The following is a 22,719-nucleotide window of genomic DNA, read 5'->3' on the forward strand; positions in this document are numbered from 1 at the left end:
TGCATTCTCACTACCTGTGATGCTGAATCGCGAATGTAATTAGGTGTTTTTTCGACCAAATGACTAAGTCAACTCCATCACCGTTGTCGGCACAGACCGCTCAGGCGGATCATCATCATGCGCCTTCAGCATATCGAGAGCTGGCTTTGAAGTCGCGTCGAGAGATCCATACGCTCAAGCGCTTAGCATCGCGATTGATTGCGACATGCACAGGCAAAAACACCGCGGTAGATCAAAAACTAACCGACTTCCGTGACATATTATACTCAGCGCAGGATGTTAGCGCGTTGCTTCCGCGTTTAGCTGTTATTGAACGCATGGTGAGTCATCAAGACATGACACAAAAAAAAGCACAGTCCCATCTCGAAGAGCAGTTTCATACCAGTGGTGAAACGCTACAACGTGTTATCGGCCTGCCTGCTCAACTCAAGCGAGATTTACGCGAGTTGCTAGCAAAATCGGCGAACAGTGATACTGAAAGAACGCAGCATTTGATCCGACTACTTCAGCTCTACGAGCGGGCTGTGACCTTGCAAGTCACACGCCCTCGCGCTCAACACGCGCAAATAGAGCTCGATAAAGACCAAATTCGTCGCGTCGCAGATGAGCTACAAAACCTGATTACCGAGCTCGATATTGATGGTCAAGCTGGCAGTCAGTTGCTTGATATTCGTCGCCAATTATTGACCGATGTCGCGCCAGCGACTGTCGTCTCACTCACTCTGTCCGCCCTTCGGCTTATTTTAGATGCTACGCAAGCCGAGCGTCAGGCATCACAACAGTTTCTCTCCCAAGTGAATGATGATCTGGTTGCAATCAGTCAGCAAAATACGCGCGCTTTTGATCACGCCACACAATTGCGGGTGGCACATCAAAGCGTTGATCAGCGCCTAGCTCACACCATTACTGACATTGAAAAAGAACTTGGCCTAAAAGGCACGCCAGAGTCCAATCCTGAGGCCGCACTAACACGCACACTCGGCGCGCTGAACGCCATAGCAAAAGAGAACGAGGCCCTCAAAACGCGAGAGCGCGCACTCGAAGAGCAACTGAGCCACAATCAAACCCAGCTGAGTACACTGGCTGAACACACGATGGATCAACGCCGTCATGTTGGCGACCAAGAACGCAAGCGTTTACTGGATCCACTGACCCGTGTTTACAATCGCGCCGCGCTCAATGATCGCCTCGAACATGAGTTCCGTTTGTGGAAGAAGTACCAACGACCGTTTTGCCTCGCGGTGATTGACATTGATCACTTCAAGCAAGTTAACCAACAGTTTGGGTATGAAGTCGGTGATAAAGCCTTGAAAATCGTCGCGCGTACAATTTATCAATGCTTGCGCGACACCGATTTTATAGCTCGGTTTGGTGGTGAAGAGTTTGTGATCTTATTGCCCGATGCCAACGATGATACTCGCACAGAAATCCTAGCCACTATCAGCCATACCATCCGCAAGCTGCCGTTAAAATTCAAGAACGAACGCGTCGCGATCACCGTATCGATTGGTGCTACCCTCTTTAGCGATCAAGATACGCCAACCCCCGTTCTAGAACGAGCAGACCAAGCGTTGTATCAAGCCAAAAACAGTGGCCGCAACCAAATTATTTGGTGTTAATTATTACTGGTCAATTGTGGCTGGCGTGTGTATTTTTAATTAACACACTGATTTTTATAGCACCGTGCTATCTTCCCTACTTGGCTTTTCAAGAGGGGCGGTCCGTAAGAGGTTGTCGTTATGATCACACACATTAGCCCCATAGGAACGATGGATCTGCTTTCTCAAATTGAGGTTGATCGTTTAAAAACCAGCGCCAGCAGTGATTTATACCGTTTATACCGAAACTGCTCATTGGCTGTTTTAAATTCTGGTAGTCATACAGATAGCTCCAAAGCGCTGCTAGAAAAGCATGAAAACTTCGAAATCCGAGTGCTTCGTCGAGAGCGTGGGATCAAACTCGAGTTGGTTAATCCGCCTGAGCATGCCTTCGTCGATGGTAAAATCATTCGTGGCATTCAAGAGCACATGTTTTCTGTGCTAAGAGATATCATTCATGTCAATGTGCAGCTCGAGCACAGCCCGGCGCTAAACCTAGACAGCTCGCCACATATTACCAATTTAATATTCGGTATCTTACGCAACGCCAAAGCACTGCGTCCCCATGTCGATCCTAACCTGGTTGTATGCTGGGGCGGTCACTCCATCAATGATATCGAATACCAATACACCCGCGAAGTGGGCCATGAGTTAGGGCTGAGAGAGCTGGATATTTGCACCGGTTGCGGGCCAGGTGCGATGGAAGGGCCTATGAAAGGCGCGGCCATCGGTCATGCGAAACAACGTACTTATGACAGCCGCTTTATCGGCCTGACGGAGCCATCTATTATTGCCGCCGAGCCGCCCAATCCAATGGTGAATGAATTAGTGATCATGCCCGATATCGAGAAGCGTTTAGAAGCGTTTGTTCGTATCGCCCACGGTATCATTATTTTTCCTGGTGGCGCCGGTACCGCCGAGGAGTTACTTTATATTCTCGGGATCATGATGCACCCCGATAATCACGCGCAGCCACTGCCGATCGTACTCACTGGGCCCAAAGAGAGCGAGGCCTATTTTCGTGATATTGATAATTTTATTCGTGATGTACTCGGTGAAGAAGCCACACAATACTACGAAATTGTGATTGATGATCCGGCCAAAGCCGCGCGTTTGATGAAAAATGCCATGCCCGCCGTCAAAGAGCACCGCAAAGCAACGGGTGACGCCTACTCGTATAACTGGTCATTAAAAATTGAGCCCGGCTTTCAGCATCCCTTCGCGCCCACGCATGAAAATATGGCAAACCTCAACTTACACATGAATCAACGCCCAGAGCTTCTCGCGTCTTCGCTGCGCCAGGCTTTTTCAGGCATCGTTGCAGGTAACGTCAAAGATGAGGGGATGCGTAATATTGAACGCCATGGCCCATTTAAAATTGATGGCGACAAGTATTTGATGGCCAAAATGGATAAACTTTTGCAAAGTTTCGTTGAACAACAACGCATGAAGCTACCTGGCACTGCGTATGTGCCTTGCTATGAAATTGTTTCCGAGACTTAGGCACGACTTTTAACGCCCTGCGTCCTAAACAAAAACCGGGTATAATGCGGCATTTATAAAACGCACACCCGGTTTTTATTATGTCTAGGCTCCATGTTGTTATTATTGATGCGATGAATCTTATCCGCCGAGTCCACGCTGCCCAGCCGGATCAAGAATCGATCGATGCGACTGCTCAATCTTGCATCAAAACCTTGGATAAAATCATCAATCATAGCCAGCCTAGCCATATTGTTGCCGTGTTTGATCATATTGGCCCTGATCGAGGTTGGCGGGCCGAGATACTTCCCACCTATAAACAAAACCGTAAGCCCATGCCTGTGGCACTAGAACAAGGCTTAGACACGATCCAAGAAGCATTTTGGCAACGAGGGGTCGATGCGTTACTGTCACAAGGCGATGAAGCCGACGACATGATTGCTACCTTGGCATTAAAAGTGGCAGCGCGTCATGAGTACGTCACGATTGTTTCTACCGATAAAGGCTACTGCCAGCTATTACAACCCACGTTAAGCATTCGTGATTACTTCCAACACCGGTGGCTCGATTTAGCGTTTGTTGATGCTCAGTTTGGTGTGCGTCCTGAACAGCTGTGCGATTTTTGGGGGCTGGCCGGGATCAGCAGTAGCGAAGTGAGCGGCGTCCCCGGTATTGGTGCAAAAACGGCAGCAACGCTGCTTGAGCGGTACGAGACGCTTGAGGCTATTTTCGCCGCAAGCGATGTCGAACAAAAATGGCAAAAAAAGCTCGCTGGGCACCAGGATTTAGCCCAACGTTGTAAAAAGGTAGCCCAATTAAAAACGGATATCCCACTCGGTTTTAACCTGCAAGATATCCGCTTTGAACGTTAGCCGCCACGTTGCTGGCGTTTCACACGGCGCAAGTGCACGGTGATCTCTTCGCGATCGTGATAAAGGTGTTTCGCGCGCATTTCATACGGCACATTGTAGTCAGCCAAAAATGCACCTAGGGTTTGCAAGTTTTCTGACACCTGCTCATAACGTCGGCTCATCGGCAGTTTCAAGTTAAAAATAGCCTCTTGGGCCCAACCTTCAATTAACCACTCTCCCATCAACCGCGCCACTCGCGATGGTTTTTCAATCATGTCGCACACTAACCAGGTCACATTCTTGCGCGTCGGCTCAAATTTAAACCCATCTTCGGCATGATGAAACACTTGTCCTGTCTCCATCAGGCTTTCAGCCATAGCCCCATTATCCACCGCATGGACAAACATCGAGCGTTTAACCAATTGATAGGTCCAGCCCCCGGGGCATGCACCTAAATCGACCGCCCACATGCCAGGCGCTAAACGCGTATCCCACTCATCCTTGGGTATAAAATGATGGAAGGCCTCTTCCAGTTTTAATGTCGAACGGCTTGGCGCATCAGACGGAAATTTCATCCGTGGTAGGCCCATATAATGAGGTGAGTTATTGGTCGTCAGCGAGTAGCCCACCAAGCAAGTACCCGGTGCGGTAAAGCATAAGTGAATCACCGGTTTTTTGGGGTTATCTTTGGCTAACATGATGCCTTGTTTGCGCAAGGCTTGGCGTAGTGGCACGGTAAACTTACGGCAAAACTTCAATAAGGCTTTAGCCTCATCGTTATCCGGTGTCTCCACTCGTAGATCGCCACCTTTAGGCAGATCGCTCGCTACCGCCAAAATCGGGGAGATACGATCATCAGGGTCAAGATTCGACAAGGCGGCGGTCACAGCAATCATTTGGCGCGCAAAGATCAGCGAGTCCAACGATAAATCACGCACAACGCGCTCAGCGTCATCTTCTTGGTAGCACTCAAACACAACATACGCGCTGTTATTTATCACGCGCGGAAACCCATACACGCCCATTTCGGTGGTTTTTTGTTGGATTTCTGCGGCGCAGTCTTTTTCAAATCCTGCACGGCAGTAAAGCAAAACCTGGTTCATAACACCCTCTGGTTCGACGATAGGATCACGCTATGTGATGATAAAAATAAGCTGCGCATTATATCTGTCATCTCGACAAGAAAGAAATGCAGATAGCCGCTTTTAACGCGATGGATGAGAGAGAGAAACGTTTGTACGCCATGCGCCCACAGCGAGCCCTCCCCAGCCGATTAAAAAGCTCACGCCGCCAACTGGTGTTACCGGTCCTAGCCAATGCATCTCCGTGAGAGCAAGCAGGTATAAGCTACCGCTAAAGCCGATCATACCAACTAACCAAGCCCAAGCGACCCAGCTGAATAACCGCGTGGAGATCCGTGAAGAAAGTGCACACAGTCCAAGCAAGGCTAAACTATGCCACATCTGATAGTTAACGCCGGTTTTAAAAATAGCTAATTGATAATCGGACAAAACCATTTTCAAACCATGTGCTGCAAAGGCACCTAGCCCGACAGCCAGTCCTGCGCCTAAAGCAGCTAGGCTGATCCAGTGGTTTAATTTCATGCTTTCGCTCCTTGGCGCTCAATAAAACGCAGTAGACAGTCGACCGCAAACTGCCGATTGTCCGACTCAGTGTAACCTGACGCTTTGCGCGGCTTGAAACTATGATCGCCATCAGGAACGAACTCAATATCAATACTTGATGAGTATGAATACCCCATCACTTCTTCTTTCCGACCAAAGGTATCACGCTCCCCTTGCACAATGAGCAACGGTTTGGTCACGGTCGCTAAATGCTCGCCTTTATATTTTTCAGGCTTGCCTGGAGGGTGAAAAGGAAAGCCAAAGCACACCACCCCGCTGACTGATGAATGGCCGGTAAGGTGGCTGGCCATACGTCCTCCCATCGATTTACCGGCAAGCCATAAACGACTTTCTTTTGGGCGTAAACTATCGATGGCATCAATCACGGCTTCAAAGTGTGCAAGTAGCTTAGGTGCATGGTCTGGCGGACGCTTTTTGCCATCTTCCTGACGCTTTTCCATATAGGGAAAATTAAACCGCACCACACGGCAACCGACCCCGATGCGTGTCGCGATATCTGTCATAAACTCATGCTCTTTGCCGGCGCCTGCACCATGAGCAATAATCACCCAATCAGTGGCACTATCAGGCCCATCAAATTCTAGATCTATCATAAATTCATACTCGCTTGCTCTTTTGCTGCAGTGGCTAGCATCCATTCTCGAAACGCAGTAATGCGCCCGGTGTCAGCGTCTCTTTGTTGACTCACCAGATAAAAACCATTGTCACTTTTTAACACCTGCTCAAAAGGTTGCACCAAACGTCCAGAGGCCAGTTCAGGTTGGGAAAGCACATTATTCCCTAATGCAACGCCCTGTCCGTGGGCCGCTGCCTGAAGCACCATCGACGAATGACTAAAAATAGGACCGTGCTCAACGTTCACCTCACTCAATTGATGGGCTTTTGCGAACGCCTTCCATTCTTTGCGTGAGCGATCATGCAACAAAACATGATGGACGAGATCGTCTGGCGCTTGGAGCGGATAGCCGGACTCTAGCAACATGGGAGAACAAACAGGCAACAAGCACTCTTGGTACAATAGGTCACAGCGTAAACCGGTCCAATGGCCTCGGCCATAATAAATGGCTACGTCGACATCATCGGTTAATGACCCATCCTCCAAATCAACCGCTTTTATCCGAACATCGATATCTGGATGCGCTTTATTAAAATCAGCGAGCCTCGGCACTAACCATTGAATCGCGAAACTGGGTGGCAAACTAATGGTCAGCGCTCCTTTGGCACTTCGCTCTAACACTTTATCAGTGGCATAAGAAAGTTCAGAGAATATATCTTTAATATCAAGAAAATAGCTTTGACCTTCTTCCGTCAACAACAGCGAGCGGTTACGACGACGAAATAGCTTTAATCCCAAAAATTCTTCTAACGCTTTGATTTGATGACTCACCGCCGCCTGAGTCACAAAGAGCTCTTCAGCTGCACGAGTAAAACTCAAATGTCGTGCGGCTGCTTCAAAAACGCGCAGCGCGTTAAGTGGAGGAAGACGCCTTGCCATAAACGGACACCCTATTCATTAATTTTTCTAATCGTTGACATTATAAATTGTCGATTGCTGATATACCAGCAACACCCTATAGTGCATCCCGCATCCACATGTGACGTCTCTCTATTTAGACTGTTTCCGTGGTTGCGATGTTGTGTTTGCATTTGTCTAACACTGGTTAGACAGGTAGTCGTATCTACCACTTTTAACTTCCTGTATTTTGACATTGTCTGTCATTACATATTTGTTGGCACTGAGCTTGGCTCAGTGCTTTTTTTTGTCCGTTTTTTATCTTAAATACGTATCACGCTTGAGTTACACCAGTGAGATGGCGATCATAGGCAAGATTTTACTTTGGACGATGACTATGACAGACGGTTTTGATCCCTACGCATTGCGTGCCCAGTTTCCCGCTTTTAATGCCTCAGACTGGGTGTATTTGGACAGTGCGGCTACGGCACAAAAACCACAGTGTGTGATTGATGCCATTTGCCAAAGCTACATGGCGCCGGTTGCGAATGTTCATCGCGGCCAACACCAAGCCTCGTTATCCACCACTGCACAGTTTGAACAAGCGCGACGTGAGGTTGCGGCGTTTATTGATGCAAACCCTAGTGAGATAATTTGGACGCGAGGGGCAACGGAAGCTATCAACTTACTTGCCTATAGCCTCAGCCACACTTTGACCGCCAACGACCGTATCCTCGTCAGCGAAATGGAGCATCATGCTAATTTGCTTCCCTGGCAACTGATCGCACAGCGTACAGGCGCGCAACTGGTAAAGATCCCCTGTTGTGTCAGCACGGGCCAGTTAGATATGGAGGCTTATCAACAAGCACTCACGACCCGCCCCCGTATCGTGGCGATAAGTCATGTCAGTAACGTGACCGGAACACGCCACCCGATAGAAGCAATGACCGCACTCGCGCATCGTCATGGTGCAACGGTGATCATTGATGGTGCACAAGGGATCGTTCACGAGCCCCTCAGTATGCAAACCTTGAATGCTGACTTCTATGTGTTTTCCGGACATAAGTTGTATGGACCAACCGGTATTGGCGTGCTCTATGGAAAACCAGAAGCATTGGCTACTCTCGCGCCATTTCACGGTGGTGGCAAAATGATTACTGACGTCACATTTGATGATCACACATTAGCACCGATTCCCGCTCGTTTTGAAGCAGGCACGCCCAATACAGCGGGGGCGATTGGCCTTGCTGCCGCCATTCAATGGCTAAAACAATATGACGCTCAAGCCATCGATACCCATATTAGTGACTGTTACCAAGCGCTACTCGACGGCTTGAAACAACGCCCAGCCATCAAGCTAATCTGCCCCCAACCACACAGCACCATAGTGTCATTCGTGGTAGAAGGAGAACACCACGCAGATATTGCTGAGCTGCTCAGCCAACAAAACGTGGCAGTACGGTCTGGGCACCACTGCGCGCACCCGCTGATCAAAGCGCTGGGCGTGGAGGGAACCGTACGTGTATCACTCGGTGCCTATAATCATCAGGAAGACATTCAACGCTTCCTCACAGCGTTAGATAAAACATTATATTTACTCGGTGTTTAATCGTTTCATAACAGGATCTACCATGGATTTACCTACTCACCCCTTTGGCAGTGAACTCGACCAAAAAATGGTTACCGAGATGCTTGCACAACACATCAGCTGGGAGGACAAATACCGCCAGCTTATCGTGTGGGGTAAACGCTTGCCTACGTTTACCGATGAACAGAAGCATGCTGCGCGCCTTGTCAGTGGATGCGAAAGTGATGTTTGGTTTTTACATCACTCGGATGACGAAAGGCATTACTTTGCTGCAGATTCAAATGCAAGAATCGTTAAAGGTCTATTAGCCGTTGTGCTCGCTTGTGTTCATGGTCAACACAGTGATGCCATTTACGCTCTCGATTTAGATCAAGTCTTCCAACAAGCCGGATTATCGCACCATTTAAGTGAGTCACGCACCAATGGTTTGCATGCGATTGTGCAATATGTTCATCACCTTACCGCTTAATTTGTGTTGGACGCCGTGGTTCATCGTCACGGCATTCTAACCTTATCCCCCCTAAAACATCGCGCCACCACTGCCCACATATGCCGACAACCCGACTATTCACCATCGAAATGCACAGAAGAGTGCAATCGATTTCTTCCAGATCATTCAGTCTCGCCAACGGAAAACAAAGACAAACATAAAAACACATAAAAATAACAACTTATTAACAAATTATTGCATTATTACCTATCAAAATTGACCGAGATCGCGAATGTGTAATCCGAGGCTTTTATACTTTGCGTATTTGGCTAGATTCGTTAGCTTAGAAGCAGGCAGTCATAAAAGGGTCACACCAACAAGTTAGACTGCCTAATAATATCGGCAGCATGATTATTAACTATTGGCATAACTCTTGCTGCCGTTATGAGACAAGAAAGGATGACTGTAATTCTGGTTTAAAGTGGTTCCAGATGCGGCTTCAGGCATCTCGTTATATTTGCTTGTTGTAGTGAATGGAGTCATAGATGAAGAAACTGGCATTAGTAACTGGCGCAAAAGGCGGCATTGGATCAGCGATCACCGAAAAGTTAGTTGATGATAATTATCGCGTCATTGCAACACACTTCACGGGCGGTGGTCAGTGCGCACAAGACTGGTTTGAAGAAAAAGGGTTCAAACAAGATCAAGTGCGCCTATTCGAACTTGATGTTACCGATACAGAACAATGCGCTACACGTCTTGCTAAACTGCTTGAAGAAGAAGGCACAATCGATATCTTGGTAAATAACGCCGGGATCACGCGTGACAGTGTATTCAAAAAGATGGATGCCGATAAATGGCACGACGTCATCAACACCAACCTCAATAGCCTCTTTAACGTCACTCAACCTTTGTTCGCTGCCATGTGCGAAAAGGGAGGTGGACGTATCATTAATATCTCGTCTGTAAATGGTCAAAAAGGCCAGTTTGGCCAAGCAAATTATGCCGCAGCGAAAGCAGGGATGATGGGCTTTAGCAAATCGTTAGCTGCCGAAGGAGCCCGCGCAGGCGTCACCGTGAATGTGGTTGCGCCAGGGTATACCGCGACGCCCATGGTAACGGCCATGCGCGAAGACGTACTTGAGTCGATTACCAATCAAATCCCGATGAAACGCTTGGCAAAGCCAGAAGAAATTGCGGCTTCCGTGGCTTACCTCGCAAGCGAGGCAGGCGCATACATTACGGGTGAAACGCTGTCGGTCAACGGCGGCCTGTACATGCAATAAATCAAGGATAGATTGATGGAACGCATTTTTATTGTGGCGGCAAAACGCACCGCCATCGGTGCTTTTTCAGGCACGCTCAAAGATATCCCTACCGGCCAATTGGCTGCCTATGCTATCAAAGGCGCATTAGCTGAAGGTCGATTAACTGGTGAGGCTATCGACGAAGTGATTGTTGGCAATGTAGTCAGCGCCGGACAAGGAATGGGAATAGGTCGTCAAGCAGCTATCTATGCCGATATCCCTACTCATGTTCCCGCATACTCTATCAATATGGTCTGCGGCAGTGGGATGAAAAGCATTATGGATGCTGTTACTCATATTCGCGCTGGTGATGCACAACTTGTGGTCGCTGCTGGCGTAGAAAACATGTCACAGATTCCGTTTGCAACGGCCGGGAACTTACGAACAGGGCAAAAGATGGGCAACTTTGCGATGAAAGACTTGCTCATCAATGACGGTCTCACCGATGTGTATAACCAATATCATATGGGCGTCACCGCAGAAAACGTTGCTAAAAAAATGGATATCACTCGCGAGCAACAAGATCAGTTTGCCCTACACAGCCAGCAAAAAGCGGTTGCAGCGATAGAAGCCGGTCGCTTTAAAAGCGAGATCACTCCCATTGAGATTAAGCAGCGTAAGCAGACCATTACCTTTGACACCGATGAGTATCCTAAAGAAGACGTAACCCTTGAGGGGCTGGGAAAATTACGTCCCGCCTTTGATAAAGAAGGCTCGGTGACCGCGGGGAATGCATCAGGCATCAACGATGGTGCCAGTGCGGTGATCTTAGCCTCCGAATCGGCAGTCAATAAACATGGGCTCACCCCATTAGCAGAAGTAAGTGCCTATTCACAGCACGGGGTTGATCCTAGCGTCATGGGGTTAGGCCCAGTAGGTGCGGTGAACACCGCACTCGATAAAGCCAATCTCACTCTCGATAACATTGATTTGTTTGAACTCAACGAGGCATTTGCTGCGCAAGCACTCGGGGTGGTTCACCAACTAGCAGAGCACCACAAGACGACGCCCGATGCCATCTTGGCACGTGCTAACGTCAATGGCGGAGCAATTGCACTTGGCCACCCGCTTGGTGCATCCGGCAACCGAATTGTTGTGACCTTGCTACACGAGCTTGCGCGAAGAGGCGAAACCTATGGCGTTGCTTCTTTGTGTATTGGCGGCGGTATGGGTACGGCTTTAGTAATTAAGCGTACACAAGCATAAACGGACACTTGCGACCTTGGGGTAAATCCCCAGAACAACACTATCAGGAGATACACCATGTACACAGATATGTTTAAAGCGTTTTCTGAGCAATCTGAAAAAGCCCTGGCTCCCTACGTTAATTTTAACAAGCTGGTAGCCAAAAACGTCGAAACACTCACCGAACTGCAAATGAATGCGATGCGCACATACAGCTCGCTCGGTCTTGAGCAGATGAAAGCAGCCAGCGAAGTCAAAGATGTCACCAGCATGACATCATTTAGCAGCCAGCAACTGGCAGCATTGACCAAACTGTCTCAGCAAATGATGGATGACAGCACCAAACTGCAAAACATCGCTAAAGAGTTCAAAGAAGATATCGACAAAATCACGGCTGAAAACATGAAAGCCGGCACCCCAGCATAAAGGCAGGGTTACTGCACTATCGCCTGCTACTCACCGTAGCAGGCATTTATAGTGCTTTTCCGATCAAGAGGGCAACATTATGTTTCATCACTTCTTTTCGGACTACCTTGCCAGGCTGCAAGAACAAAACCAGCAATGGTGGCAGGATCTTGAGCAGGGCAAGGCAGCCGTAGACACACCGTTTAATCAAGCCATGCAGGAAGTCAGCCTGCAAGACACTGCTCAATTGCTGGAAGGCGCGGCTCAACAACCCGCTGCACTTCTACAAGTACAGATGCAGTGGTGGGAACAACAAATGCAAATCTGGCAGAACGCCATGCTCGCCCGTGATAACACGGACGAAGTGATCAGCGAAGGTAGCGACGATAAACGTTTCAAGGACAAGGCGTGGCAAGAAGATGTCCTCTATAACTTTATCAAGCAATCGTATCTGTTATTTGGACGTACCTACATGGAAACCATTGAGGCCATCGAAGGACTCGATGATAAAACCCGTGAGCGTCTCTCTTTTTTCTCTCGCCAAGCCATTAATGCCATGGCCCCCAGCAACTACATCGCGACCAACCCAGAGTTGTTAAAAATGACGCTGGAATCAAAAGGTGAGAACTTGCTGCGTGGCATGGAGCAGTTAAAGCAAGACATGGAGTCAAGCGCCGACATCCTAAAAGTACGCATGACCAATAATAACGCTTTCCGCGTTGGCGATGACGTTGCTAACACCCCAGGAGACGTGGTGTATAAAAATGACCTGTTTGAGCTTATTCAATACCGCCCAGTCACCGAAAACGTCCATGCCACCCCTGTGTTAGTGGTGCCGCCTTTTATCAATAAATATTACATTCTCGATTTGCGCGAGAAAAACTCACTGGTTCGTTGGTTAGTAGAACAGGGACACACCGTCTTCTTGATGTCATGGCGCAATCCATCTGCTGAGCAAGCTGATATTGGCTTTGAAGACTATGTCACGCAAGGGACAGTAAAAGCCGTCAGTGCGATTGAAGATATCACCGGCCAATCACAGATTAATGGTGTCGGCTATTGTATTGGTGGAACCGTATTAGCGTGCACCATTGCCTACTACTCTGCCAAACGCATGAAAGCGCGTATTAAGTCGGCAAGTTTCTTTACTACCTTACTCGATTTCTCACAGCCTGGTGAAATTGGCGCTTACATCAATGATAGTCTCATCCGAGCCATAGAAGCGCAGAATACTGCTCGCGGTTATATGGATGGGCGATCGCTGAGTGTGACCTTTAGCTTGTTGCGGGAAAATAGTCTTTATTGGAACTACTACATCGAGAACTATCTGAAAGGGAATAGCCCAGTCGACTTTGATTTGCTGTATTGGAACAGTGACAGTACCAACGTGGCAGCTAAAACCCATAATTTTATCCTGCGCGATTTATACCTCGAAAATAAGCTGGTGCAAGATAAGGGCGTTAAAGTCGGTGGTGTATGGATTGATCTCAATAAAATCAAAGTTCCCAGTTATTTTATTTCCACTAAAGAAGACCATATTGCTCTGTGGCAAGGCACGTACCGTGGTGCGCTCAATGTCGGCGGCAATAAAACCTTCGTATTAGGTGAGTCCGGCCATATTGCAGGGATTGTTAATCATCCAGTGAAGAAAAAATACGGCTATTGGACCAATGACCACCTCGCAGATACGGCAGAGGAGTGGCTGGAAGGCGCGTCTCACCAGACTGGATCATGGTGGACACATTGGGAAAAATGGTTACGAAGTTATAGTCCCGACGAACAAGTTGAGCCCTACCCTACGGGATCAGACAGCTACCCTGTACTTTATGCCGCACCAGGTGAATATGTACGCCAGGTACTGCCGGTTAAATCGGACGTTGAGCCGAAATCAGCCGAATCTGAACCGGTAAAAGAAGAGGCTTAATCAACCGTCCCACAAAAATGGCGCCCCGACAGATCAGGCTGGGGCGCCACTTTCTAATCTTCGCGACGCTGATCAGCGGCGATTAGCTTTTGTAAAACACGTGAGACCGCGACAAATCCAAAACTTGCTGTCACCATGGTTGCGGCGCCAAACCCACTGGCACAATCCATCCGTTTAGGGCCTTCTGCCGATGATTTACTCTCACACACACTACCATCCGGTTGCGGATATTTGAGCTGCTCGGTGGAGTAAACACAGTCAATCCCAAACTTTCGACCTTGAGTTTTAGTAAAACCATAAAAGCGACGCAAATTATTGCGTAGCTTGGCCGCCAAGGGGTCTTGAATGGTTTTAGTGAGATCCGCCACCTGGATTTGCGTCGGGTCAATCTGCCCACCCGCGCCCCCGACGGTAATAACTTTGATTTTGTGCCGCTTGCAGTGAGCCAATAATGCGGTTTTGGGCTTAATGCTATCGATCGCATCAAGCACATAATCAAAGCGCTTATCGATATACTCAGCAATATTATCCGGTGAGATAAAATCATCAATCACAGTGACTCGGCATTCCGGGTTAATCGCTGCCACGCGTTCAGCCATTACCTCACTTTTGCTTTGGCCGATGGTCGCTTTCAGCGCGTGAATTTGTCGATTGGTGTTAGTGACACACACATCATCCATATCAATCAGTGTGATCGCCCCAATCCCTGTGCGAGCCAGCGATTCCACTGCCCACGATCCCACGCCACCAATACCGATGACACAAATATGGCTTTGGTGAAACACCTCTAGCGCACGGCGTCCATACAAACGAGCCGTACCGCCAAAACGTTGCAGATAGGATTCTGATAGGGGATGTGTCATATAACTATTGTCTTCGTTGATCGCGCTGACAGGCGTTATACCGACTTGCTGATAGGATGTCTAGCCACATCCACCTTGAGGGCGTCACACAGCCAGTTGATCACATGCATGACAGCGGGTGAACGCTGCTTATACCGCGCACTATAAAGGTAGTAGCCATAGCCGCTGTCTATGCTTAACCCCAAGGGATTTACAATCTGATCGTTTGACAGGGCGGCTGAGGCCATAAAGGTGGGGATCAACGCCATGCCCATACCCTGTTTCACGCCTTCAAGCGCCATAAAAAAGTGCTCAAAGCCTGCGCCATATTGCGGATTACTGTCAGCCAGCCCAAATTGTTGCCAAAACTGCTCCCACAGTGAAGGGCGCGTCAAATGAGATAAAACCGGCACCTCCGATAACAACGCTGTTCGCTCGAGTGGCTCTGGAAGTAGTGTCGCTGATGCCAATAACGACAAATGCTCGTTGACCAAGCATCTGCCTTGCGCGCCTGCCTGCTGATGAGGCTGACAGCGGATTAAAATATCCAGTTCACTTTCTTTCCCTTGGGGCACATAGTCACTGGCACTGACCACCACAGAAATATCAGGATGCTGCGATTTAAACGCTGGCAGCTGAGGAATTAACCAAAGGCTAGCAAACGAGGGCGGCACCAATAAGCTGACGGACTCATGCCTTGCACTTTGCTGACGCGCTTGCGCCGTGGCATTGGCGATATCATTGACGCTGGCCGATATCATAGTTAAATAAGGCTCTCCGACTCTGTTGAGTCTTACTCCCCCAGCATGTCGCTCAAAGAGTGGTTGACCAATTCCTTCTTCGAGCTGCTGTATTTGCTTGCTCACCGTACTTTGGCTGACATGCAATACCTTCGCGGCTTCTGAAAAACTTCCTGTTTGAGCCACCGCAATCAATGTTTGAAGCGAACGCATCGACGGCAAACGCACATTCATCATCTCATTCCTTTTTTGCATACCTGGTGAAAATATATCCTTTGCGGTTTAAAACACAAGTTCACCATACTGAGTTATCACGCTTGCATTGAGGCCCTCGTATGAGTCATGTCTTTCACCGTCACTGTCATCATCTTCCCCCTACCATTGCCAGTGGTAATGGGATGTACTTAATCGACACTCAAGGTAACGAGTATCTCGATGCATGCGGAGGCGCAGCCGTCTCTTGCCTTGGGCACAACCACCCTGCCGTATTAGACGCTATCCACCGTCAGCTTGATGCGATTCCCTATGCGCATACCGGCTTTTTTACCTCAGAAAGCAGTGAAGCGCTCGCCAAGATGTTGGCCGACCTTGCGCCTCCCTCGATAAATCACGCTTATTTAGTCAGTGGTGGATCGGAAGCGATGGAAACCGCGCTAAAACTCGCTCGCCAGTACTGGGTGGAAGTCGGTGAACCCCAACGACAACATTTTATCGCACGCCGCCAAAGCTACCATGGTAATACACTCGGGGCGCTGTCCGTGGGTGGCAACGCATGGCGACGCGCTCCCTTTGCCCCGTTGTTGATGGATACCAGTTTGATTGCCCCTTGTTACGCCTATCGCGATCAACGTCCCGATGAGACCGCTTACGAGTATGGTCAGCGGGTGGCCAACGAGCTTGAAGCCATGCTGTTAGAAAAAGGGCCGGAAACCGTCATTGGGTTTATCGCAGAACCTGTGGTGGGGGCGACAGCCGGTGCATTGACCGCGGAAGCGGGATACTTTTCTCGTATTCGCGCAATTTGCGATCAGTACAATATTTTGCTGATCCTCGATGAAGTCATGTGCGGCACGGGGCGCACCGGTCGCTTTTTCGCTTTTGAACATGAAGGCATCGTGCCGGATATTGTCGCCATCGCTAAAGGACTGGCTGCTGGTTATCAGCCCATTGGCGCCACCTTGGTCTCGGATCGTCTCTATCAAGCAATTGCATCTGGGTCAGGCTTTTTCCAACATGGCCACACCTTCATGGCTCACCCAACGGCATGTGCCGCTGCCTTAGCAACACTCACCACCATTCAGCAAGAAGGATTAGTTGACGCCACTGAGCAACAAGGAAAGGCGCTTAAATCGGCGTTACACCATCAGTTTGATTCTCACCCTTTTGTCGGCGACATTCGCGGACGTGGGCTATTTTTAGCGTTGGAGCTGGTGGCAGACAAAACCAGCAAGCGTCCCTTTTCGCCTGAACTTACGCTCCATCAAACAATAAAAAAAACCGCCATGCATAACGGACTCATGTGTTATCCCATGGGCGGTACTATTGATGGTAAGCAGGGGCATCACATCTTACTCGCACCGCCGTATATTATTGAATCAACTCATATCGCGGCCATCACCGACAAGCTAGCACTGACATTAGAGATGTGCTTGCCTCACCAATAACGACAGATTCAGAAGCGAGGGAAAAGAATGCGAGACGCAAGGACGATCATGGTTGCCCCCAATGGTGCGTACTTACAGCCCGTGCACCATCCGCGTGTGCCTATCACCGGCGAACAGCTTATTCACTGCCTGCACGAATGCGCCGAGGCAGGCGCAACCATGGCCCACATCCACGCCCGCGATCAACAGGGAACCCATAGCCTTGATCCCGCGCTAAACCAAGCGCTATATCAGCAAGTAATAGATGCCGTCGGCGATCGCATGGTGATTCAACTCACCACCGAAGCCGTAGGCCGCTATTCCCCCCAGCAACAAATGGCGCTGATTAAAGCCGTCAAACCCGAAGCCGCTTCCTTTGCGCTACGAGAGCTTATCCCTGATCATCAGCCTCCAAGCAAAGCGGTAACAGATTTTTTTGCTTGGACGGTTGAAGCTCGGATCTATAGTCAGTTTATTCTCTATCATCCCAGAGAGCTGGCACGCTACTACACGCTGCGCGAACAAGGTATTTTACCCTCACGAGGTCATCACTTGCTTTTTGTTGCAGGGCGAGATCGGACTCCACCCCGAGGTATGCCCGAAGATGTCGCCGCCATGTATCATGCGCTTCACGCCGATGGCACTATTCCTTGGTCTGTCTGCGCATTTGGATGTCATGAAAGTCGCTGCTTAACGACAGCCGCGACACTGGGCGGTGACGTTCGAATCGGCTTTGAAAACAACACCCAACACATCGATCAAAGCCAAGCACACGATAACGCATCACAGATCACAAATTTGCGCAACACACTGGAAAACCTGGGATATTGTACTAAACCTGTACAAGCACTAAGACAAACCATGACCCAATCGTTTTAACCCAATACTATTGCTTGCAAATATTGTTAAAAGATTGAAAAAATAGCGCGGTGACACGTTATTGTCATATTTACATCGAGTGTCATACCATCTTCGAGGGTGCGCCCGGATAGCAACCTCTAACTTAAAAAGGAATCTTAAGCATGAAAGCGATGAAACCGACTCTGATTGCGCTCAGCTTTTCCGCTGCACTAGGAACCGCAGCAACGGCTCAAGCCAATCAGTTTGTAACCATTGGTACTGGCGGTGTGACGGGTGTTTATTACCCGACGGGCGGTGCAATTTGTCGTCTGGTTAACAAAAGTAAAGATGACCACGGCATTCGCTGCTCTGTAGAGAGTACAGGCGGTTCTATCTACAACATCAATACCATTCGTGCTGGCGAGCTCGATATGGGGATCGCACAATCCGACTGGCAATATCATGCCTACAAAGGCACCAGCAAGTTTGAAGATCAAGGCGAATTTAAAGATCTGCGCGCGGTTTTCTCTATCCACCCAGAACCTTTTACCGTGGTCGCTCGTGCTGATGCAAACGTAAAAACCTTTGATGACCTCGAAGGCAAGCGCGTTAACATTGGTAACCCAGGGTCAGGTCAGCGTGGCACCATCGAAGTATTGATGGATCAAATGGGTTGGGACATGGATAAGTTCGGCCAAATTTCCGAGCTGAAAGCGTCTGAGCAATCAAAAGCCCTCTGTGACAATAAAATTGACGCCATGGTTTATGCCGTAGGCCACCCGAGTGGTGCGATCCAAGAGGCAACGACTGCGTGTGATAGCGTATTGGTTGAAGTCGCTAACGATGCGGCTAAACAGTTGATCAGCGAGCGCGATTATTATCGTCAAGCGATATTGCCAGGAGGTATGTACCGGGGTAACGATAATGATGTGACGACCTTTGGTGTGGGTGCTACGTTTGTATCCTCAAGCCAAGTCTCTGAAGACGTCATTTACAACGTCGTGAAAGCGGTGTTTGAGAACTTCGATGATTTCCGTCGCTTACATCCAGCGTTTGCCAACTTGAAGAAAGAAGAAATGGTAAAAGATGGTCTGTCTGCTCCCCTGCACCCAGGCGCAGCACGCTACTATCGTGAAGCGGGTTTGATTGAGTAATCATACTTCGTTGGCTTAAATGCAAAAGCGAGCGTCAAACGCTCGCTTTTTTATTGCTTCAAGGATGAGTCTTAATCTTAGCCGTTAGGGCTGATTCACCATTTGTGGCGCTAACGGTTCCAGTTTCCAAACCCGACCAAAGTGTTTGTAATGACCGGCTTGCTCGCCTGCTTTATTACCCATGCCATGGTATAAATCCAGGTGATTTTCTTTCACTGCCCCACCGGTATCCAACGCCATTAAAAGCTTGAGCACATGCTCTCCCGTCCATTTACCCTGGTCATCAAGCTGTGGCACTTCAGCAAGTAATACACTGCCCATAGGTAAGTAACGTCGATCCGCCGCCACAGAGGCGCCCGCTTTTAACGGGATCCCCGCCGTCCCACTGACAGGATCCGCCGCTTTGGGCGTAAAGAACACATACGACGGGTTGTGTTCCAGTAAGGTCCGAACCTCTTCTTCATCGTGCGCCGCGACCCAATCTTGAATCGCCCGTAACGACATATCCTCTCTGGCTACCTCACCATTTTCAATTAATACCTTACCAATACTGACGTACGGATGACCGTTTTTACCGCCGTAGGCAAAATACTCGAGCTGATCATTGTCACCAAAATGGACAAAACCACTGCCCTGCACTTCCATAATAAAGTTATCGATGCGAGACGCGCTGTAACCCAACGCCAACCCTAACCCTTCTAAAGCACCGTCATAAATCGCTTGACGATCAGGGCAGTCTTCATCACAAGGCGGTTTGGCATAAACTGGATAACGGAATAAGGCATCGGGTTGATGGCGCATTTCAATCACGGGTGAGAAATAGCCGGTAAACATCACGTTACCGAAATCATCGCCACCGCCCATTTGGTTAACACTCAGGCCAAACTCAGCGAGCGTGTCCACATTGCCTCCTGCGTCCAGCCATGCCTGCAAGCGCTGGTATACCGCTTGATGCTTGACCACTAACGAGGGAGATTTTGCTTCTACTTCTGCAAGCTGCTCCTGAAATAAACTAAAGTCGCGCGGACTTTCCGACACCACCTGAGATACTGGGGTTAAAATACGTTCAAACCGCCCATCTCGATACTGCTGACCACGATCAGTCGGCCTAACACACCCTGCGAGTACCGCCACACACGCCATCACGACTAACGCTTTTTTCACACCATCATCCAATCAGTTAGTTTGTAGCGCTAAGGCTCGCAAAAAGCGATGAATTTGGCAATCACTTATCATTATCAGACTGTAAATGCCTGCAAAATAATACAGTTCAATTGTGATGTCATTCAGATTATCCTAGTAACTGCTTGGTCATTCATCAAACTGTCATATAATTGTTATGTACTATGCATGAAACAAAAATGCATAGAAAATGCAACAAAAAAGGAGTAATGATTACCATGGACTTGAAAGTTGGGCGTTCGACGTTACTTGATAGCGATGCGGTGGAATATCAATGGATCCGCATGATGGCCAGTGAAGGTTGTACCCATAATGTGATCAATACCAGTATTCAGCGTTGCCTAGGTGGCGACTCGGAAACTGCCGATCTTTTACGCCGAGTAGCCACCAAGCAATGCTCGGTCAATGAGTTATTGTCGACAATAGAGTCTGTGAAATATTAATCACGATCTGAGCACTCTGCATCCTTGTGCCTACTCGGAGAGTTTCTGGGCGTCCCTACTTGTGCCGTCGTAACCTAATAACTCCATTGGATGCCAACATCTAGTCGTCTTTCGCAAAAAAAGACGTGTAATGCGCGGGCGATAAGCGTTCTAAGGTACTTTTGTTTTCGACACGATACACGTACGTTTGCGTACCAATCGAATAACTTAGCTTATCACCATCAAACTGATAACTCGTCGTAACCCGGCTGCCATTGGTATAGATACCGTCTTTGCGGACTTCAAAACGATCAGCTGCATAGGGCGCGACCTCTGTTTCAACCCATTCGCCATACAAATCGGTTTGCGTCACGTCAGGCGCAAAAATTGCAGGCTGGGTCGCCACTAAAAATCCCGTTCCACCAAATAATATAAATAGAACTAATAGAACCACTTGTTTCGTTTTTCGCACGCGCTTACCCCTCAGTGCTTTTTATTCCAGCATAACTGACTCATCACTTTACTTTAGACGCTGAACGCCAGATTGTGATCTCGCTTCATCGGCCAACATCGAGTATGGGAGCTAATTCTTATCGTTTCACATGCGCACTGACACCGCACAGGACTTGACACTCAGACCCAAAAAAGAATAAAAAGGCATATAAAGTGAATAAATAAACGGGTATGCGCGTGAAGATAAGAAGTACCGCACTGGTTAAAGGATTTCGCCAATCTGCACCTTATGTAAATGCTCACCGAGATAAAACCGCGGTGATCATGCTGGGTGGCGAGGCGATGGCGGATGAGAACTTTAAAAATATCGTCAATGATATCGCGCTACTCAATAGCCTTGGCATGAAGCTAGTATTGGTGTTTGGTGCCCGCCCGCAAATCAATCGCGCGCTCAATCAGTACGGACTGGAAACGCCTTATCACAAAGGAATACGCATCACCGACAGCCACGCGCTTGAAGTGGTCAAACAAGCCGCCGGCCAAGTGCAGCTCGACATCACCGCGCGTTTATCCATGGGGCTTAACAACACCCCAATGGCGGGTGCTCAGATTAATGTGATCAGTGGCAATTTTATTATCGCGCAACCGTTGGGTGTCGACGAGGGGATTGATTATTGTCACAGTGGCAAAATTCGCCGTATTGATACCGACGGTATTCAACGCCAACTGGATCAAAACGCGATTGTGCTGATGGGGCCAGTAGCCAGTTCAGTGACAGGGGAATGCTTTAACCTCACCTCCGAAGAAGTGGCGACTCAAGTCGCAATTCGGTTACGCGCAGACAAGTTGATTGGCTTTTGCTCCGAACAAGGGGTCTTAAACCAAGACAATGAAGTGATTTCTGAGTTACTGCCCACGCAAGCCCAGCCACTTCTAGAAGTGAGAGAAGCCGCTGGCGATACTGGCTCTGGCACCAGTCGCTTTTTACGGGGCGCGATTGCTGCGTGTCGCGCGGGAGTCACTCGCAGTCATTTGATTAGCTATAAAAAAGACGGCGCCTTGATCCAAGAGCTGTTCTCGATTGAAGGGATCGGCACCCAGATCGTGATGGAGCGTGCCGAAAAAGTGCGCCAAGCTGAGATTGACGATATCGGTGGGATCTTGGATTTAATCCGACCGTTGGAGCAACAAGGGATCCTGGTGCGCCGCTCGCGAGAACAATTGGAGCAAGAAATCCCACGCTTTACCATCATCGAACGGGATGGGTTAGTGATAGGCTGCGCCGCACTCTATCCGTTTAGTGAAGCGCGCACCGGCGAGATGGCATGTGTCGCCATTCATCCAGACTATCGTGATGGCGACCGCGGCGTCATGCTCCTCAATCACCTCAAGCAACGCGCCAAAGCCAAAGGGCTTGAAACCATCTTTGTGCTCACCACCCACAGTTTGCATTGGTTTTTGGAGCAAGGCTTTTTGCTTTCCGATGTCTTGGCGCTCCCCAACACCCGCCAAGAGCTGTACAACTATCAGCGCCGGTCTAAGGTACTAACCTTAGCGCTTTAGCTGACCTCGCC

22 protein-coding genes are annotated in these 22,719 nt (G+C 48.9%); 14 read left to right on the top strand and 8 right to left on the bottom strand.

Features of this window, described 5'->3' with window-relative positions:
- The first annotated feature begins 59 nt into the window (after positions 1 to 59).
- The 3 genes from BZG80_RS03435 (at position 60) to xni (ending at position 3,952) form a co-directional block, all read left to right on the top strand.
- Positions 60 to 1,619, top strand: a complete 1,560-nt coding sequence (locus BZG80_RS03435) for a GGDEF domain-containing protein (protein WP_077678748.1) — start codon at positions 60 to 62, stop codon at positions 1,617 to 1,619.
- 120 nt (positions 1,620 to 1,739) lie between these two features.
- Positions 1,740 to 3,101, top strand: a complete 1,362-nt coding sequence (gene ppnN, locus BZG80_RS03440; RefSeq protein WP_077459741.1) for a nucleotide 5'-monophosphate nucleosidase PpnN — start codon at positions 1,740 to 1,742, stop codon at positions 3,099 to 3,101.
- Between the two features lie 80 nt (positions 3,102 to 3,181).
- Positions 3,182 to 3,952 carry a flap endonuclease Xni gene (xni, locus tag BZG80_RS03445; protein WP_077678749.1) on the top strand — a complete coding sequence of 257 codons (771 nt, stop codon included), beginning with the start codon at positions 3,182 to 3,184 and terminating at the stop codon, positions 3,950 to 3,952.
- Here xni and rlmM read toward each other — a convergent pair.
- From rlmM to BZG80_RS03465, 4 genes are all read right to left on the bottom strand, one after another.
- The gene (gene rlmM / locus BZG80_RS03450; RefSeq protein WP_077459743.1) at positions 3,949 to 5,034 is read right to left on the bottom strand and encodes a 23S rRNA (cytidine(2498)-2'-O)-methyltransferase RlmM; all 1,086 of its coding nucleotides are present in this window, start codon (positions 5,032 to 5,034) and stop codon (positions 3,949 to 3,951) included. The two genes, xni and rlmM, sit on opposite strands and share 4 nt — an antisense overlap.
- A 102-nt stretch (positions 5,035 to 5,136) precedes the next feature.
- Complete coding sequence (locus BZG80_RS03455) at positions 5,137 to 5,535, bottom strand: DUF423 domain-containing protein (protein WP_077459744.1); 399 nt, start codon at positions 5,533 to 5,535, stop codon at positions 5,137 to 5,139.
- Positions 5,532 to 6,170 carry an alpha/beta family hydrolase gene (locus BZG80_RS03460; protein ID WP_077678750.1) on the bottom strand — a complete coding sequence of 213 codons (639 nt, stop codon included), beginning with the start codon at positions 6,168 to 6,170 and terminating at the stop codon, positions 5,532 to 5,534. The genes BZG80_RS03455 and BZG80_RS03460 overlap by 4 nt, the downstream gene beginning before the upstream one ends.
- Positions 6,167 to 7,072 (bottom strand): transcriptional regulator GcvA, encoded by a 906-nt coding sequence (locus BZG80_RS03465; protein ID WP_021022025.1) that lies wholly within the window; start codon positions 7,070 to 7,072, stop codon positions 6,167 to 6,169. Before BZG80_RS03465 ends, BZG80_RS03460 begins: the two co-directional genes overlap by 4 nt.
- A 355-nt stretch (positions 7,073 to 7,427) precedes the next feature.
- Here BZG80_RS03465 and BZG80_RS03470 point away from each other — a divergent pair, with 355 nt between their 5' ends.
- The 6 genes from BZG80_RS03470 (at position 7,428) to phaC (ending at position 13,869) form a co-directional block, all read left to right on the top strand.
- Entirely contained in the window at positions 7,428 to 8,639 is a 1,212-nt protein-coding gene (locus BZG80_RS03470) for an aminotransferase class V-fold PLP-dependent enzyme (protein ID WP_077678787.1), read from the top strand.
- 22 nt (positions 8,640 to 8,661) lie between these two features.
- Entirely contained in the window at positions 8,662 to 9,087 is a 426-nt protein-coding gene (locus BZG80_RS03475) for a SufE family protein (RefSeq protein WP_077661063.1), read from the top strand.
- A gap of 506 nt (positions 9,088 to 9,593) precedes the next feature.
- Positions 9,594 to 10,334 carry an SDR family oxidoreductase gene (locus tag BZG80_RS03480; RefSeq protein WP_077459746.1) on the top strand — a complete coding sequence of 247 codons (741 nt, stop codon included), beginning with the start codon at positions 9,594 to 9,596 and terminating at the stop codon, positions 10,332 to 10,334.
- Positions 10,335 to 10,349: 15 nt separating this feature from the next.
- Positions 10,350 to 11,561: an acetyl-CoA C-acetyltransferase gene (locus tag BZG80_RS03485; protein ID WP_077678751.1), complete on the top strand. Its 1,212-nt coding sequence runs from the start codon at positions 10,350 to 10,352 to the stop codon at positions 11,559 to 11,561.
- A gap of 57 nt (positions 11,562 to 11,618) precedes the next feature.
- Positions 11,619 to 11,966: a phasin family protein gene (locus BZG80_RS03490; protein WP_021022030.1), complete on the top strand. Its 348-nt coding sequence runs from the start codon at positions 11,619 to 11,621 to the stop codon at positions 11,964 to 11,966.
- A gap of 79 nt (positions 11,967 to 12,045) precedes the next feature.
- Complete coding sequence (gene phaC, locus BZG80_RS03495; protein WP_077678752.1) at positions 12,046 to 13,869, top strand: class I poly(R)-hydroxyalkanoic acid synthase; 1,824 nt, start codon at positions 12,046 to 12,048, stop codon at positions 13,867 to 13,869.
- A gap of 53 nt (positions 13,870 to 13,922) precedes the next feature.
- Here phaC and tcdA read toward each other — a convergent pair whose 3' ends face one another.
- On the bottom strand, positions 13,923 to 14,732 hold the full coding sequence (tcdA, locus tag BZG80_RS03500; RefSeq protein ID WP_077678753.1) for a tRNA cyclic N6-threonylcarbamoyladenosine(37) synthase TcdA: 810 nt from the start codon (positions 14,730 to 14,732) through the stop codon (positions 13,923 to 13,925).
- Positions 14,733 to 14,767: 35 nt separating this feature from the next.
- On the bottom strand, positions 14,768 to 15,688 hold the full coding sequence (locus tag BZG80_RS03505) for a LysR family transcriptional regulator (RefSeq protein WP_198532915.1): 921 nt from the start codon (positions 15,686 to 15,688) through the stop codon (positions 14,768 to 14,770).
- Between the two features lie 98 nt (positions 15,689 to 15,786).
- Here BZG80_RS03505 and BZG80_RS03510 point away from each other — a divergent pair, with 98 nt between their 5' ends.
- The 3 genes from BZG80_RS03510 to BZG80_RS03520 all read left to right on the top strand — a co-directional run bounded on the left by BZG80_RS03510 (position 15,787) and on the right by BZG80_RS03520 (position 19,088).
- The gene (locus BZG80_RS03510; protein WP_077678755.1) at positions 15,787 to 17,115 is read left to right on the top strand and encodes an aspartate aminotransferase family protein; all 1,329 of its coding nucleotides are present in this window, start codon (positions 15,787 to 15,789) and stop codon (positions 17,113 to 17,115) included.
- Positions 17,116 to 17,163: 48 nt separating this feature from the next.
- Positions 17,164 to 17,973, top strand: a complete 810-nt coding sequence (locus BZG80_RS03515) for a 3-keto-5-aminohexanoate cleavage protein (RefSeq protein WP_158011524.1) — start codon at positions 17,164 to 17,166, stop codon at positions 17,971 to 17,973.
- A 143-nt stretch (positions 17,974 to 18,116) separates the two neighbouring features.
- Complete coding sequence (locus BZG80_RS03520) at positions 18,117 to 19,088, top strand: TAXI family TRAP transporter solute-binding subunit (RefSeq protein ID WP_021022036.1); 972 nt, start codon at positions 18,117 to 18,119, stop codon at positions 19,086 to 19,088.
- Positions 19,089 to 19,172: 84 nt separating this feature from the next.
- Here the strand turns inward: BZG80_RS03520 and mltA are convergent, their stop codons facing one another.
- The gene (gene mltA / locus BZG80_RS03525) at positions 19,173 to 20,252 is read right to left on the bottom strand and encodes a murein transglycosylase A (RefSeq protein WP_021022037.1); all 1,080 of its coding nucleotides are present in this window, start codon (positions 20,250 to 20,252) and stop codon (positions 19,173 to 19,175) included.
- 236 nt (positions 20,253 to 20,488) lie between these two features.
- On the opposite strand from mltA, the gene BZG80_RS03530 reads away from it, so the two are divergent.
- Entirely contained in the window at positions 20,489 to 20,713 is a 225-nt protein-coding gene (locus BZG80_RS03530; RefSeq protein WP_025744513.1) for a hypothetical protein, read from the top strand.
- A 100-nt stretch (positions 20,714 to 20,813) separates the two neighbouring features.
- On the opposite strand, the gene BZG80_RS03535 is transcribed toward BZG80_RS03530, so the two are convergent.
- Positions 20,814 to 21,164 carry a DUF2850 domain-containing protein gene (locus BZG80_RS03535; RefSeq protein WP_077459753.1) on the bottom strand — a complete coding sequence of 117 codons (351 nt, stop codon included), beginning with the start codon at positions 21,162 to 21,164 and terminating at the stop codon, positions 20,814 to 20,816.
- Positions 21,165 to 21,382: 218 nt separating this feature from the next.
- Here BZG80_RS03535 and argA point away from each other — a divergent pair, with 218 nt between their 5' ends.
- Complete coding sequence (gene argA, locus BZG80_RS03540; RefSeq protein ID WP_198532916.1) at positions 21,383 to 22,708, top strand: amino-acid N-acetyltransferase; 1,326 nt, start codon at positions 21,383 to 21,385, stop codon at positions 22,706 to 22,708.
- Positions 22,709 to 22,719 lie beyond the last annotated feature (11 nt).

Origin of the sequence: Salinivibrio sp. MA440 (genome assembly GCF_001996265.1) — a bacterium.
GTDB lineage: Bacteria > Pseudomonadota > Gammaproteobacteria > Enterobacterales > Vibrionaceae > Salinivibrio > Salinivibrio costicola.

What these genes read in the sequence shown, in the direction of transcription:
- BZG80_RS03435 (WP_077678748.1), top strand. Translation starts at nt 60, where the DNA reads ATGACTAAGTCAACTCCATCACCGTTGTCGGCACAGACCGCTCAGGCG.
- ppnN (WP_077459741.1), top strand. Translation starts at nt 1,740, where the DNA reads ATGATCACACACATTAGCCCCATAGGAACGATGGATCTGCTTTCTCAA.
- xni (WP_077678749.1), top strand. Translation starts at nt 3,182, where the DNA reads ATGTCTAGGCTCCATGTTGTTATTATTGATGCGATGAATCTTATCCGC.
- rlmM (WP_077459743.1), bottom strand. Translation starts at nt 5,034, where the DNA reads ATGAACCAGGTTTTGCTTTACTGCCGTGCAGGATTTGAAAAAGACTGC.
- BZG80_RS03455 (WP_077459744.1), bottom strand. Translation starts at nt 5,535, where the DNA reads ATGAAATTAAACCACTGGATCAGCCTAGCTGCTTTAGGCGCAGGACTG.
- BZG80_RS03460 (WP_077678750.1), bottom strand. Translation starts at nt 6,170, where the DNA reads ATGATAGATCTAGAATTTGATGGGCCTGATAGTGCCACTGATTGGGTG.
- BZG80_RS03465 (WP_021022025.1), bottom strand. Translation starts at nt 7,072, where the DNA reads ATGGCAAGGCGTCTTCCTCCACTTAACGCGCTGCGCGTTTTTGAAGCA.
- BZG80_RS03470 (WP_077678787.1), top strand. Translation starts at nt 7,428, where the DNA reads ATGACAGACGGTTTTGATCCCTACGCATTGCGTGCCCAGTTTCCCGCT.
- BZG80_RS03475 (WP_077661063.1), top strand. Translation starts at nt 8,662, where the DNA reads ATGGATTTACCTACTCACCCCTTTGGCAGTGAACTCGACCAAAAAATG.
- BZG80_RS03480 (WP_077459746.1), top strand. Translation starts at nt 9,594, where the DNA reads ATGAAGAAACTGGCATTAGTAACTGGCGCAAAAGGCGGCATTGGATCA.
- BZG80_RS03485 (WP_077678751.1), top strand. Translation starts at nt 10,350, where the DNA reads ATGGAACGCATTTTTATTGTGGCGGCAAAACGCACCGCCATCGGTGCT.
- BZG80_RS03490 (WP_021022030.1), top strand. Translation starts at nt 11,619, where the DNA reads ATGTACACAGATATGTTTAAAGCGTTTTCTGAGCAATCTGAAAAAGCC.
- phaC (WP_077678752.1), top strand. Translation starts at nt 12,046, where the DNA reads ATGTTTCATCACTTCTTTTCGGACTACCTTGCCAGGCTGCAAGAACAA.
- tcdA (WP_077678753.1), bottom strand. Translation starts at nt 14,732, where the DNA reads ATGACACATCCCCTATCAGAATCCTATCTGCAACGTTTTGGCGGTACG.
- BZG80_RS03505 (WP_198532915.1), bottom strand. Translation starts at nt 15,688, where the DNA reads ATGATGAATGTGCGTTTGCCGTCGATGCGTTCGCTTCAAACATTGATT.
- BZG80_RS03510 (WP_077678755.1), top strand. Translation starts at nt 15,787, where the DNA reads ATGAGTCATGTCTTTCACCGTCACTGTCATCATCTTCCCCCTACCATT.
- BZG80_RS03515 (WP_158011524.1), top strand. Translation starts at nt 17,164, where the DNA reads ATGGTTGCCCCCAATGGTGCGTACTTACAGCCCGTGCACCATCCGCGT.
- BZG80_RS03520 (WP_021022036.1), top strand. Translation starts at nt 18,117, where the DNA reads ATGAAAGCGATGAAACCGACTCTGATTGCGCTCAGCTTTTCCGCTGCA.
- BZG80_RS03530 (WP_025744513.1), top strand. Translation starts at nt 20,489, where the DNA reads ATGGACTTGAAAGTTGGGCGTTCGACGTTACTTGATAGCGATGCGGTG.